The sequence below is a fragment of the Aquimarina rhodophyticola genome (assembly GCF_042434915.1).
Lineage (GTDB): Bacteria > Bacteroidota > Bacteroidia > Flavobacteriales > Flavobacteriaceae > Aquimarina.
This window is the reverse complement of record NZ_CP170198.1, coordinates 2,921,987-2,935,679: the sequence shown is the minus strand read 5'-3', so window position 1 is coordinate 2,935,679 and position 13,693 is coordinate 2,921,987. Positions and strand designations below refer to the sequence as shown.

Below are 13,693 nucleotides of genomic sequence, written 5' to 3'. Positions count from 1 at the left end.
TAAAGTTTTCTTAAAATAAAAAAAGATCCCAAAAACGAGGGATCTTTTTTTACTGTAATTATACCAAATGTTTCCTTGAAAGAAACTTTTAAGTTATAGAATGTACTGCCTTATTGTTTATACTATTCATTAGCTATTTTAATAGCTTCTTTAATTTTTGTTTCGAGTTCTTCCATTAGATCTGGATTATCATTAAGAAGGTTTTTCACAGCATCTCTACCTTGTCCTAATTTTGTATCTTGGTAACTAAACCAAGATCCACTTTTTTTGATAATTTCGTAGTCGACACCAATATCAATAATTTCTCCATTTTTTGAAATACCTTCTCCATACATAATGTCAAATTCGGCAGTTCTAAAAGGAGGTGCTACTTTATTTTTAACAACTTTAACTCTGGTTTTATTACCCATTACCGCACTGTTACTATCCTTAATTTGTGTGGATCTACGAATGTCCAAACGCACAGATGCATAAAATTTGAGCGCATTACCACCCGTAGTGGTTTCTGGGTTACCAAACATAACGCCGATTTTTTCACGCAATTGATTGATAAAAATAACAGTACAGTTCGTTTTGCTTATTGAACTTGTTAGTTTCCTCAATGCCTGAGACATTAATCGTGCATGGAGTCCCATTTTTGAGTCACCCATTTCTCCTTCAATTTCACTTTTTGGAGTTAAAGCAGCAACAGAGTCAATTACAATAATATCAATAGCGCCAGAGCGTATAAGATTATCTGTGATTTCTAAAGCTTGTTCTCCGTGATCAGGTTGAGATATTATTAAATTGTCTATATCTACGCCAAGTTTTTCGGCATAAAAACGATCAAAAGCATGCTCTGCATCAATAAAGGCAGCGATACCTCCAGTTTTTTGAGCCTGCGCAATCGCATGTAAAGTAAGTGTAGTTTTACCAGAAGACTCTGGCCCATAGATTTCTATAACTCTCCCTCTTGGGTAGCCACCAACGCCCAAAGCGAGGTCAAGACCCAAGGATCCAGTAGATATGGTATCAACCTCTTGAACGGCACTATCACCCATTTTCATTACGGTTCCTTTACCATACGATTTATCTAATTTGTCTAACGTAAGTTTTAAGGCTTTTAATTTAGCATCTTTTTCCGTACTCATTGTGCTGTCTCTCTTTTTTTAATGATAATGCTAAGGTACTATATCTTTTTTGTATGATAACTTTAATTTGATAGATAAGAAAGCAATTTATCAACAGAGAGCATAATTTTTTAAATAGTGCAACGCAACGTTTTTTTGGAAACCGCATCTAAGTGAAAAGCAACTTGAACAATTTATGAAGAAGGAGGATGATCGATGAAATTTCTTAAAAGTGTAGTAATACATACGCTAGATGGCTGTACAACTACTAAGATTAGTAATTGTATAGTCGAAGGAGGCTAGCTTCGTTATTCTAATATTTTAGAAATAAATTATTAAATAACGAATTAGCCCAAAAAACCGCCGCAAAAACATGTTTTTGCGGCGGTTTTCATTTGCTCAACTGTAAATAATGATAAGTTTCATGTACTCTCTTTTTAGAAAATAAAAATATGAAGACACGTATCTTTTTGTATTTTTGCGTAAATTTTTCTTTAACTTAAAATGAAAGTATAGCATGCAACTGTACAACAAATTGAGCGCAAAGGAAAGAGCAGCCCTAATCGATCAAGCCGGGACAGAACGGCTTACGCTATCTTTCTATACATATGCGCATATTAAAAACACCGAAATTTTTAGAAATCATTTATTTATAACTTGGAACGAATTAGATGTTCTGGGTAGAATCTATGTAGCGACAGAAGGTGTAAATGCCCAATTATCGGTACCAGCTCCTAATTTTGAAGCGTTTAAAAAGCATCTGGACGCTATTAGTTTTTTTGAGAATATTCGACTTAATATCGCTATCGAACATGAAGCTAAATCTTTCCTAAAATTAAAAATAAAAATCCGAGATAAAATTGTAGCTGATGGCTTAGAAGATAGCAGCTTTGATGTTACCAATAAAGGAATCCATGTTGATGCTTTAAAGTTTAATGAACTTATTGAAGATCCTGATACTGTACTCGTAGATATGCGTAATCATTACGAGAGTGAAATTGGTCATTTTAAAGGAGCTATTACGCCCGATGTAGACACCTTCAGAGATTCTTTGGATATTATCGAAGAGGATTTGAAAGATCATAAAGAGGATAAGAAGTTAGTTATGTATTGTACTGGCGGTATTCGATGTGAAAAGGCAAGTGCATATTATAAACATAAAGGATTTAAAAATGTTTTTCAATTAGAGGGTGGGATTATAGAATACACCCGTCAAGTAAATGAAAAGGGGCTCGAAAACAAATTTCAAGGCAAAAACTTTGTGTTTGATCATCGACGCGCCGAAAAAATTACAGATGATGTTATTGCCAATTGCCATCAATGTGGTGCAGCATGCGATACCCATGTAAATTGTGCTAATGAGGCATGTCATCTCTTGTTTATACAATGTGAAAAATGCTCTAAGGAGATGAATACTTGTTGCTCTACAGCATGTAAAGAGATCAACGAGTTGCCTTATGAGGCACAGAAAGCTTTGCGAAAAGGCAAGGGAAATAGCAATAAAATCTTTAAAAAAGGAAGATCAGAAGTGCTCAAATATAAGCAGTAACTCTAAATTTTTTAGGATCCTGTGGTTGATTAGATATTTCATAGTATCTTTATCAATTGAGATCATAGAAGTTTGTAAGAATTTCTATATATATAAGAACCATATTTGTTGTGATGAGGATCATGGACAAATTTCAATATAAGTAGAGCAATATGGGGTGTAGTAGTTGTTCCTCCGGTAAAGACGGACAACCAAAGGGATGTAAGAATAACGGTACTTGTGGTACCGATGGTTGCAATAAATTAACAGTTTTTGATTGGTTAGCCAACATGACACTTCCCAATGGTGTGGCGCCGTTTCAAATAGTCGAAGTACGTTTTAAGAACGGTAGAAAAGCCTTTTTCAATAATCAAGAGAATTTAACATTAAGTATTGGAGATATAGTTGCTACTGAAGCCTCTCCAGGTCATGATGTGGGTGTAGTAACTCTTACAGGTGAGTTGGTGCGAGTACAAATGAAAAAGAAAAAAGTCGCCGTAGATAGTGAAGAAGTTAAAAAGATTTACAGAAAAGCTTCTCAAAAGGATATTGATATCTGGCAAAGCGCGAGAGATCGCGAAGATAGCATGAAGGTAAGAGCTCGGGAAATAGCGATCCGACTTAAGCTACAAATGAAGATTTCTGACATAGAATTTCAAGGCGATGGATCAAAAGCAACATTTTATTATACAGCAGAGGATCGTGTGGATTTTAGACAGTTAATAAAAGAGTTTGCCCACGAGTTTAGTACGCGTATAGAAATGCGCCAAGTAGGTTTTAGGCAAGAAGCAGCCAGACTCGGTGGTATTGGATCGTGCGGACGAGAATTGTGTTGTTCAACATGGCTTACTGATTTTAGATCAGTAAACACAAGTGCTGCACGGTACCAACAATTATCGTTAAATCCTCAAAAGTTAGCTGGACAATGCGGTAAACTAAAGTGCTGTCTTAATTATGAGCTTGATTCATATGTTGATGCTCTTAAAAGTTTTCCTAAAACTGAAGTAAAGCTCAAAACAGAGAAAGGAACAGCGGTATGTCAAAAAATCGATATTTTTAAAGGACATCTGTGGTATGCCTATGAAGGTGAATGGATGAATTGGCATAAGATTACTACAGAGGACGCTAATGAAATAATAGCCTTAAATAAAAAGGAGCAGAAAGTTCAAAGTCTAGAAGATTATGCATTAGAATTGTTAGACGATACTAAAAATGACTTTGAGAACGTTGTAGGGCAGGATAGTTTGACTAGGTTTGACCAACCTAAACGACCAAAAAAGAAAAGAAAAAATACAAAACGAAAGCCAAAATCAGTTGCGCCAGAAGCTAAAACCAAGTCTGCTACTACAGCAAAACCGAAACAACGATCAAAGCGGAAGCCTCCTAGAAAAAAAAGACCAAGAAACGATCAAAACAGTAATTCTCAACCAAAAAAGAATGAAAAATCTTAAATTGATATTTTTGATATTTTTCGTGTTCCTATTTTCATGCAGTTCAGACCAAGTCTTTGATCAGTATAAAACTGTTCAAGGTACTTGGGAGCAACATGAACATATAGAGTTTTCTATTCCGCAGCTAGATTCGCTCAAAGCCTACAATTTGTTTATTAATGTTCGTAATACAAATGAATACCCTTTTAGTAACTTATTTTTAATTGGACAAATTAGATTCCCAAATGGAAAGGTTATATCGGATACTTTGGAGTATGAACTTGCATATCCAGACGGTTCTTGGATGGGAACAGGGATTACAGATCTCAAAGAAAATAAATTGTGGTATAAAGAAAACGTAAAATTCATAGAAAAAGGGGAGTACATAATTACCCTAGAACATGCAATGCGAAAAAATGGTGAGGTCCAAGGTGTATATGCACTAGATGGCGTGACCGACGTAGGTTTAAGAATAGAGCATGCAAAAAATCCTTAATATATGGCAAAAGCAACACCTAAATCAAAGAAAACAACCAAAACGCCAGCTTCAAATACAAATTTAAAATATATCAAATGGTTTTGGATAGCGTTTGCTAGCGGAATTTTATTAATTGCCTTAATGTTCTTATTAGCCAGTTTTGGAGTTTTTGGAGAAATGCCAAAATTTGCTGAACTGGAAAACCCTCAAAATGATTTAGCTACTCAAATTATTTCATCAGACGGAGTTCAAATAGGTACTTTTTTTAAAGAAAACCGGACGCCAGTTCAATATGAAGATTTACCAAAATTTTTGGTAGATGCTCTTGTAGCAACTGAAGACGCTAGGTATTACAAACATTCTGGTATTGATGCAAGAGGTACACTAAGAGCTTTTTTCTTTTTAGGGACAAGAGGTGGGGCCAGTACAATTTCACAACAATTGGCTAAGCAACTTTTTACTGGGGGGTCCCGTAATAAGTTTGAACGTTATACTCAAAAAATACAAGAATGGGTCATTGCTACACGCTTAGAAAGACAATATACCAAAGATGAAATTATAACTATGTACTTGAATAAATATGATTTCTTAAATCAAGCTATTGGTATAAGTTCAGCTTCCAGAATTTACTTTGGTAAAAACCCAATTGATCTTGAGATTCAAGAAGCTGCTGTATTAGTAGGAATGCTTAAAAATTCTTCTTTATTCAATCCCTTGAGAAGACCAGAGATGGTGAGAGATCGCAGAAATGTAGTATTGAGTCAAATGGAAAAGTATGATTTTATTACAGAGGTCGAAAAAGATAGTTTGCAAGCCTTACCGCTTAAGCTTGATTACTCACCAGAAGGACATTCTGATGGTACAGCAACATATTTTAGAGAGTTTGTGCGAAGTTGGATGTCAGACTGGGTTAAAGCGAACCCCAAGGGTATGACAGAGGATGGGGAGCAAGAGTTCTTTGATATTTACAGAGATGGTTTACGAATCAACGTAACTATTGATTCGCGTATGCAAAAATATGCTGAAGAAGCGACACAAGAACATATGGCAAATCTTCAGAAAGAGTTCAACTTACAAGAAAGAAGTAACAAAACAGCACCTTTCCACGACATAACCAAAGAAGAAGTAAATTCTATCATACAAAGAGCAATCCGAACTTCTGCCAGGCGCATAAAAATGAAAGCTCAAGGAAAAAGTGAAGAAGAAATACTTGCATCTTTTGATAAAAAGACGCAAATGAAGGTGTTCTCTTGGAAAGGTGAAATCGATACGATTATGACACCCAAAGATTCAATTTTGTATTATAAGCAGTTTCTTAGAAGCGGACTCATGTCAATGGAGCCACAAACAGGTCAAGTAAGAGCATGGGTTGGTGGTATTAATTACAAACATTTTCAATATGATCATGTTTATCAAGGCGCTAGGCAAGTGGGATCAACATTTAAACCTTTTGTGTATGCAACGGCTATCGACCAATTAAAACTATCACCCTGTGATACATTACCAGTTTCTCAAATTACCATTCCCGTAGGTTCTCACGGTGTAGTAGAATTTGATTGGACACCCAAAAATAGTGGAGGTGAGTATTCTGGTTATTTGAGCCTAAAGGCTGCATTGGCAAAATCAGTTAATACAATTTCTGCACGACTTATGGATCGTATTGGACCTGCTCCCATTGTACGTCTTGCCGAAAAAATGGGAATAGAATCTAACATATTACCTGTAGCTTCAATCGCTTTAGGTTCTGTTGATTTAAAATTGTCAGAGATGGTTGGAGCATATAGCACTTTTGCAAATAAGGGGATCTATACAAAGCCAGTCATGATCACTAGTATTGAAGATAAAAACGGAACCGTTCTATATCAATTTGTGCCAGAGACCAAAGATGTAATAAGTAAAGAGGCCGCTTATGTGACTATAAATTTGATGGAGGGAGTAACCCAATTTGGTTCTGGGGCACGTTTGCGTACGTTAGGTAGGACTAGTTATGATTATAATAATGTAATTACAGGGTATCCTTATGGTTTTGTAAATCCAATAGCTGGTAAAACAGGAACTACCCAAAATCAAAGTGATGGTTGGTTTATGGGGATAGTACCTAATTTATGTACAGGTGTTTGGGTAGGCGGTGATGATCGAGCAACGCACTTTGAAACAGTAACGTTTGGTCAAGGTGCCACTATGGCTTTGCCTATATGGGGATTATTTATGAAAAAATGCTATGCAGACAAGACTTTAAATGTTTCAACTGAAGCTTTTGAGCAACCAGAAAATCTTTCAATTGCTGTAGATTGCAATGCATATAGATCTAGTCAAAAACAACATGAAGAATTAGAAGACGAGTTTGGATTTTAATTGGAACATAAACAAGTCGTAATCCATTTGCAAAGTTGTGTAATTCCGTTTTAATTTTAGTACTTTTAATGTGCAAAAATTAAATGATATGATTCAAAAAACGGTAGCTAACGTTTCTAAAGCTTTGGTAGGGGTTACAAATGATATGACTTTAATGCTAGGAGGTTTTGGACTCTGTGGTATTCCCGAAAATGCAATAGCAGAATTAGTTAGATTAAACATAAAAAATTTAACCTGCATTTCTAACAATGCTGGAGTAGATGATTTTGGCTTAGGATTATTGCTTCAAAAAAAGCAGATAAAGAAAATGATTTCATCCTACGTTGGTGAAAACGAGGAGTTCGAAAGACAAATGCTAAGTAAAGAACTAGATGTAGAACTAATCCCTCAAGGAACATTGGCAGAACGTTGTAGGGCTGCCCAAGGTGGTTTCCCAGCATTTTTTACACCTGCAGGATATGGCACAGAGGTGGCTTTGGGTAAAGAAACTCGCGAATTTAACGGGAAAATGTACATTCTTGAAGAAGCATTTAAAGCAGATTTTGCTTTTGTGAAAGCTTGGAAAGGGGATGAAGCTGGAAATTTAATCTTTAAAGGTACTGCACGTAATTTTAATCCTTGTATGTGTGGAGCTGCAAAAATTACTGTAGCCGAAGTTGAAGAGTTGGTGCCAGCGGGGACCTTAGATCCTAATTCCATACATATTCCTGGAATTTTTGTTCAACGTATTTTTCAAGGTGAACATTATGAAAAAAGAATAGAACAAAGAACAGTTAGACAAAAGTAGTATCAATAACTACTTTGATTTCACTATAAACTAAATCACACAAATTATGGCAGTATTACGACTAGGAGATCAAGCTCCTGATTTTACAGCACAAACCACTGAAGGAAAAATTAATTTTCATGAATGGTTAGGGGATAGTTGGGGAATTTTGTTTTCTCACCCAGCAGATTATACGCCCGTTTGCACTACAGAACTAGGTACGGTAGCAAAATATACCGAAGCGTTTAATAACCGAAATGTCAAGGTAGTAGCATTGAGCGTAGATGGACTAGATTCTCATCAAGGTTGGATCGTTGATATTAACGATACTCAGGATACAAAAGTTAATTTTCCTATCATTGCAGATGAGGATAGAAAAGTATCTGGATTATACGACATGATACATCCCAATGCCGATGATACCTTAACTGTACGTTCGGTATTTGTAATTGGCCCAGATAAAAAAATAAAGTTAACAATAACATATCCAGCTTCGACAGGACGTAATTTTGACGAGCTATTGCGAGTGATAGACTCATTACAGTTAACAGCAAAATATAAGGTTGCAACTCCAGCAAATTGGAATAAGGGAGAAGATTGTGTTATATCACCTGCTGTGAGTAACGATGATATACCAGCGTTATTTCCAAAGGGTCATACAGAGATTCGTTCGTATTTGAGAATGACACCACAGCCCGATAGTAACGAATAATAGGTGGTAAAGCTTAAAATAGATTATTTTAAAAAGTATTGAGATGTTAGATAAAAACGGAATTGCAAAACGAATTGCCAAGGAACTTCAAGATGGTTACTATGTAAATCTCGGGATTGGTATACCTACTTTGGTAGCAAATTATGTTCCCGATACTATTGATGTTGAGTTTCAAAGTGAAAATGGTGTGTTAGGTATGGGCCCTTTTCCTATAAATGGCGAAGAAGATGCTGATGTTATTAATGCGGGCAAACAGACTATTACAACACTACCTGGAGCATCCTTTTTTGATTCTGCAACAAGTTTTTCTATGATCAGGGGTCAGCATGTAGATCTAACTATTTTAGGCGCAATGGAGGTCTCAGAAAAAGGTGACATAGCCAATTGGAAAATTCCCGGTAAAATGGTTAAAGGTATGGGTGGTGCTATGGATTTGGTAGCAAGTGCCGAAAATATTATTGTTGCAATGATGCATACTAATCGGGAAGGAGAATCAAAATTATTAAAAAATTGTAACTTACCCCTTACAGGAGTAGGGTGTGTAAAAAAAATAGTTACCAACTTAGCCCTACTAGAAATTACAGAAGAAGGTTTTAAATTGCTAGAAAGAGCGCCTGGCGTTTCTCTAGAAGATATTAAGAACGCTACAGAGGGTACCCTAATTATTGATGGTGATATACCAGAAATGGATAGTTAACTATATCAAATGACTTTAAGAAGATAGCCAGAATATTTGTAGGAGTATTCTGGCTATTATGTTAATCACCTATGCTACTTAAAGTATTACTTCAACTAAAAGGAGTGTTAAAAGTCGAAAAATGTTAAAATTTTGTGTTTTTCATCGAATATAAACGTCTTTGAACGTCGTATTTTGGTTTTTTTCGCATCTTAGTAATCCCAAAATAGGAAATGAAGTTTTTAAACGATAAAAAAGGAGTTTTAACCAAATTATATTAACCCTATCATGAAAAATAAATTTAACCGTATTCAGCAATCCGTTAAACCTACGATTGAATTGATATCAAACTTTGTGTATTTGGCAAAGAAAGTTTTTTTGTTAATGTGACTTTTATTGTAATCGATTGCATCAACCCCGAGATGTAATAATATAAACCTGTTATCTTTTAGAGAATAACAGGTTTTTTTTTATTAAAAATATACTTACTTTATCATTGTACACTTAAAGTCCTTTGGGAATAGCTTCAATTAATTTTTTAGTATACGCGTTTTTTGGGTTTATATAAATTGCATCTGCATCACCAATTTCTTCAATTTTGCCTTTATTCATTACTAGTAGTTGATCTGACATATATTTGACCACTGCTAAATCATGAGAAATAAATATATAAGAGAATCCAAATTTGTCTTTTAATTCGTTAAGTAAGTTAAGTACTTGTGCTTGAACGGAAATATCTAATGCACTCACCGATTCATCACAGATTATTAGCTTTGGAGCTAGCGCTATTGTTCTTGCAATTCCTACTCGTTGTCGTTGACCTCCACTAAACTCGTGAGGATAACGATCATAATGATTAGCGTCTAGACCTACTCGTTCAAGTAATTCTAGCACTTTTATCTTGCGCTGCGCTGTATTTTTGTAAAGATTATGAGCTTTCATTGGTTCCATTATTGCAGCTCCAATAGTGAGTCTTGGATTTAACGAGGCAAATGGATCCTGAAAAATTACTTGAATTTCTTTGCGCAAAATTCTCATCTCATTGGTAGAAATTTTTGTAATATCAATACCCTTGTAAAAAACCTCCCCTTTATTAGCCTTTGTAAGTTGTAAAATGGTATTTCCTAAGGTAGACTTACCACAACCAGATTCACCAACCAGACCAAGAGTTTCTCCTTCAAACAATGAAAAACTAACATCATTTACCGCTTTGGTTATTTTTTTGTGAAACCAACTATCTCTAGATGTAAACCACTTTTCTAATGCAACCACTTTAAGCAAAGGTGTATGGCTATATAATTTCTTGTGTCGTTCTGCTCGTTCACTCTGCGAATATGTTTCAGCGATGTAGGTAGAGGATTTTAAATAATCTTTGATAGTAGGTAACCTTTTAAGCCGAACATCGAGAGCAGGGCGTGCATATATAAGGGCACGAGTGTATTCTTCTTCGGGCTTAATGAAAATTTGATTGACTGTTCCTAATTCGACCATTTTACCTCGATAGAGCACTAAAACATTGTCTGCAATTTCTGAGACTAATGCCAAATCGTGTGAAATAAAGAGAATGCTCATTTGATATTCTTGTTGTAAAGTTTTGAGTAATTCAAGAATCTCTTTTTGCACAGTCACATCGAGTGCTGTTGTTGGTTCATCTGCTATAAGTAACTTTGGTTTACAGGCTATTGCTATTGCAATTACAACACGCTGCTTTTGTCCGCCACTCAATTCATGAGGGTACGCGGTGTACACTCTTTGTGGATCGGGTAACTGAACCTTTTTAAATAACGAAAGTACTTCTTCTTTTATTTGAGCGGCTTTAAGAGAGGTGTGTCGCTGTAAAATTTCTGCAACCTGTTTACCACAACGCATTGATGGATTTAACGAACTCATAGGTTCTTGAAAAATCATTGCAATATCTTTACCTCTAATGTCTCGTAACTGCTTCTTATTAAGCTGAGAAAGTTTGGTGCCATCAAAACAAATTTCACCTTGTATCAAAGCACTTTTTGGTAATAATCCCATTATTGCTAAGGATGTTATAGATTTACCGCTTCCAGATTCTCCAACTACTCCCAAGATTTCATTTCGCTTGATGGTAAATGATACATTGTCTACAGCATAACCCTTAGTAGTATCAGAACTAAAGGCTATCGAAAGTTGATCGATCGTAAGAAGGTTTTGTAAACTCATATATAAAAAACTTATGTAAAGTTAAACAAATCTACAGCATCAAGTTTTATAACACTCGTTAATTTGGTGCGATAATTGCTATATTTAGGCATTAACTTTACATATGAAGCTTCTCAAACTCTCTTTACGTACGCGTATTTTTGTCTCTATGACCTTACTGGTATTGATTGCTTCAATTTTGATTGCAGCAGTAACTATTTATCAGTATAAAGAAGAGGCAGAAGACTATCATAAAGATAGACTGGAGCGAAAAGAAGAGCGCATCAAAGTAGCTATTGATAATGCTTTACGAAGTACTACTTTTCCAGTTAATGAAGAGAACATAACGTCTATTTTTAGAGAAAGAGATCGGATATATCAAATTTCTGAAGAGCATGGTATGCCTATTAATATTTATGATTTATCGGGTGAATTACTTATTCGCTCTGAAGCAACTTTTATTGAAGATACCCTTACCAAACAATTAAGTAATCTAATTATTGACACCTTATCATCATTATATGACAAAAGATTTTTGATTAAATCAGAAAAACGAGGCGAGAAGTTTAGATCTTCGTATACATACATATCTGATAGCAGAGCAAAACCCCTAGCGATATTAAACCTACCTTATCTCGAAGATGATGATTTGTTATCCAAAGAATTGTACGAGTTTCTAAAACGGCTGGGAGAAGTTTATATTTTAATGCTTTTTATTGCTATTGCTATTGCCTATTTTTTATCAAACTATATAACGAGATCTTTAAAGACAATATCAGACACAATAGACCAAACAAGATTAGATAAGCGTAATAAACGTATTGCTATTGATAATGCCAGTTCTGAGATTTACTCCTTGGTTGATGCCTACAATAGTATGATTGATGAGTTAGAAGAGAGCGCTGTCAAACTTGCCAAGAATGAACGTGAGGCAGCTTGGAGAGAAATGGCAAAACAAGTAGCGCATGAAATTAAAAATCCATTAACGCCGATGCGTTTAACCGTGCAAAGTTTTGATCGAAAGTTTGATCCCGATGATCCTGATATTCGTCATAAAGTTAAAGAGTACAGTGATACCTTAATTCAACAAATAGATACTATGAGTTCGATAGCTTCTGCATTTTCGAATTTTGCTCAGATGCCAGCTCAAAAAAGTGAGATGTTAGACGTGGTCAAGATTGTGAGATTAGCACTGGATATCTTTAACGAAGATTATATTATATTTCCCTCTGATGAAGAAGAGATAGTGGCCAAATTTGATCGCACTCAACTTATTAGAGTAGTTACCAATTTAGTAAAAAATGCGATTCAAGCGATTCCATCAGATCGTACTCCCAAAATCATCGTCAATGTATATTCTGAGGCTGATGCAGTTGTCATCACTGTATCAGACAATGGGATCGGTATAACTAAAGAAAATATAACTAAGATTTTTGAGCCAAAGTTTACAACCAAGACTAGTGGTATGGGACTTGGTCTCGGAATGGTCAAAAATATTGTGGAAACCTATAAAGGAAGTATTACCTTTACATCACAAGAGCATAAAGGAACTGTCTTTGTTGTAAAATTTCCTCGAGAACAAGGATAACGTCTTTTTGCTATAAAACTATATATTTTAATCGAAGTATAAGAGCAGTAAAACGCTTGTTTTCTGCAAATAAATGGTATTATGTACACAAACATCACAACAGAAAAAACAGATAATCTAGCAAGAATTACGATTAATCGTCCTTCCAAATTAAATGCACTAAATAGAGAAACAATTCAAGAACTTCATGAAGCGTTCAAAGCTTTTGATCAAGATGCTCAGGTAAAGGTTATTATCATAACTGGAACCGGGGAGAAAGCATTTGTCGCTGGAGCAGATATAAAAGAGTTTGCAGATTTTTCTGTAGCAGATGGGGGTAAACTCGCACAAAAAGGACAAACCTTACTTTTTGATTTTGTTGCTAATTTAGGAACTCCAGTAATTGCCGCTATTAATGGTTTTGCACTAGGTGGTGGATTAGAATTAGCCATGGCAGCACATTTTAGACTAGCGAGTGATACTGCCAAAATGGGTTTACCAGAGGTTTCTTTGGGCGTTATTCCTGGTTACGGCGGTACGCAAAGATTGCCGCAATTGGTAGGAAAAGGAAGAGCGATGGAAATGATTATGACTGCAGGAATGATTGATGCGAGTCAAGCGTTACAATACGGTTTGGTAAACCATGTAACCACACCAGCTGATTTACTACCGTTAGCAGAAAAAATCGCCACTAAAATTATGAAAAACTCTTCGGTAGCAATACGTGCCGCTATAAAAGCTGTAAACGCTAGTTACGAAGATGGTGTTAATGGATTCGATATTGAGATTGAAGCTTTTGGTGGCTGCTTTGGAACCGAAGATTTTAACGAAGGAACGACCGCATTTTTGGAGAAAAGAAAAGCCAATTTTCCAGGGAAGTAAACTGGATAATCTATGTACTCT

At 35.5% G+C, this 13,693-nt stretch carries 11 protein-coding genes; 9 read left to right on the top strand and 2 right to left on the bottom strand.

Features of this window, described 5'->3' with window-relative positions; translation table 11 throughout:
- Positions 1-122 precede the first annotated feature (122 nt).
- Positions 123-1,130 (bottom strand): recombinase RecA, encoded by a 1,008-nt coding sequence (gene recA / locus ACE939_RS12690; RefSeq protein ID WP_378185963.1) that lies wholly within the window; start codon positions 1,128-1,130, stop codon positions 123-125.
- 496 nt (positions 1,131-1,626) lie between these two features.
- Here recA and ACE939_RS12685 point away from each other — a divergent pair, with 496 nt between their 5' ends.
- From ACE939_RS12685 to ACE939_RS12655, 7 genes are all read left to right on the top strand, one after another.
- Complete coding sequence (locus ACE939_RS12685; protein WP_378185962.1) at positions 1,627-2,658, top strand: rhodanese-related sulfurtransferase; 1,032 nt, start codon at positions 1,627-1,629, stop codon at positions 2,656-2,658.
- 152 nt (positions 2,659-2,810) lie between these two features.
- The gene (locus ACE939_RS12680) at positions 2,811-4,088 is read left to right on the top strand and encodes a stage 0 sporulation family protein (protein WP_378185960.1); all 1,278 of its coding nucleotides are present in this window, start codon (positions 2,811-2,813) and stop codon (positions 4,086-4,088) included.
- Positions 4,075-4,563: a gliding motility lipoprotein GldH gene (locus ACE939_RS12675; protein WP_378185959.1), complete on the top strand. Its 489-nt coding sequence runs from the start codon at positions 4,075-4,077 to the stop codon at positions 4,561-4,563. Before ACE939_RS12680 ends, ACE939_RS12675 begins: the two co-directional genes overlap by 14 nt.
- Before the next feature lie 3 nt (positions 4,564-4,566).
- Positions 4,567-6,900, top strand: a complete 2,334-nt coding sequence (locus ACE939_RS12670) for a penicillin-binding protein 1A (protein ID WP_378185958.1) — start codon at positions 4,567-4,569, stop codon at positions 6,898-6,900.
- Positions 6,901-6,988: 88 nt separating this feature from the next.
- Positions 6,989-7,687 carry a CoA transferase subunit A gene (locus ACE939_RS12665; protein WP_378185957.1) on the top strand — a complete coding sequence of 233 codons (699 nt, stop codon included), beginning with the start codon at positions 6,989-6,991 and terminating at the stop codon, positions 7,685-7,687.
- A 46-nt stretch (positions 7,688-7,733) separates the two neighbouring features.
- On the top strand, positions 7,734-8,378 hold the full coding sequence (locus ACE939_RS12660; protein WP_378185955.1) for a peroxiredoxin: 645 nt from the start codon (positions 7,734-7,736) through the stop codon (positions 8,376-8,378).
- A gap of 43 nt (positions 8,379-8,421) precedes the next feature.
- Positions 8,422-9,075, top strand: a complete 654-nt coding sequence (locus ACE939_RS12655) for a 3-oxoacid CoA-transferase subunit B (RefSeq protein ID WP_378185954.1) — start codon at positions 8,422-8,424, stop codon at positions 9,073-9,075.
- Between the two features lie 483 nt (positions 9,076-9,558).
- On the opposite strand, the gene ACE939_RS12650 is transcribed toward ACE939_RS12655, so the two are convergent.
- Positions 9,559-11,244: an ABC transporter ATP-binding protein gene (locus ACE939_RS12650; RefSeq protein WP_378185953.1), complete on the bottom strand. Its 1,686-nt coding sequence runs from the start codon at positions 11,242-11,244 to the stop codon at positions 9,559-9,561.
- Between the two features lie 103 nt (positions 11,245-11,347).
- Between ACE939_RS12650 and ACE939_RS12645 the strand changes: the two genes are divergently transcribed.
- Positions 11,348-12,811, top strand: a complete 1,464-nt coding sequence (locus ACE939_RS12645; RefSeq protein WP_378185952.1) for an ATP-binding protein — start codon at positions 11,348-11,350, stop codon at positions 12,809-12,811.
- A gap of 81 nt (positions 12,812-12,892) precedes the next feature.
- Positions 12,893-13,672 carry an enoyl-CoA hydratase/isomerase family protein gene (locus tag ACE939_RS12640; RefSeq protein ID WP_378185951.1) on the top strand — a complete coding sequence of 260 codons (780 nt, stop codon included), beginning with the start codon at positions 12,893-12,895 and terminating at the stop codon, positions 13,670-13,672.
- The last annotated feature ends 21 nt before the right edge of the window (positions 13,673-13,693 follow it).

Bases quoted from the DNA above. Each gene is read 5' to 3' on its own strand.
- recA (WP_378185963.1), bottom strand. From the start codon at position 1,130: ATGAGTACGGAAAAAGATGCTAAATTAAAAGCCTTAAAACTTACGTTA.
- ACE939_RS12685 (WP_378185962.1), top strand. From the start codon at position 1,627: ATGCAACTGTACAACAAATTGAGCGCAAAGGAAAGAGCAGCCCTAATC.
- ACE939_RS12680 (WP_378185960.1), top strand. From the start codon at position 2,811: ATGGGGTGTAGTAGTTGTTCCTCCGGTAAAGACGGACAACCAAAGGGA.
- ACE939_RS12675 (WP_378185959.1), top strand. From the start codon at position 4,075: ATGAAAAATCTTAAATTGATATTTTTGATATTTTTCGTGTTCCTATTT.
- ACE939_RS12670 (WP_378185958.1), top strand. From the start codon at position 4,567: ATGGCAAAAGCAACACCTAAATCAAAGAAAACAACCAAAACGCCAGCT.
- ACE939_RS12665 (WP_378185957.1), top strand. From the start codon at position 6,989: ATGATTCAAAAAACGGTAGCTAACGTTTCTAAAGCTTTGGTAGGGGTT.
- ACE939_RS12660 (WP_378185955.1), top strand. From the start codon at position 7,734: ATGGCAGTATTACGACTAGGAGATCAAGCTCCTGATTTTACAGCACAA.
- ACE939_RS12655 (WP_378185954.1), top strand. From the start codon at position 8,422: ATGTTAGATAAAAACGGAATTGCAAAACGAATTGCCAAGGAACTTCAA.
- ACE939_RS12650 (WP_378185953.1), bottom strand. From the start codon at position 11,244: ATGAGTTTACAAAACCTTCTTACGATCGATCAACTTTCGATAGCCTTT.
- ACE939_RS12645 (WP_378185952.1), top strand. From the start codon at position 11,348: ATGAAGCTTCTCAAACTCTCTTTACGTACGCGTATTTTTGTCTCTATG.
- ACE939_RS12640 (WP_378185951.1), top strand. From the start codon at position 12,893: ATGTACACAAACATCACAACAGAAAAAACAGATAATCTAGCAAGAATT.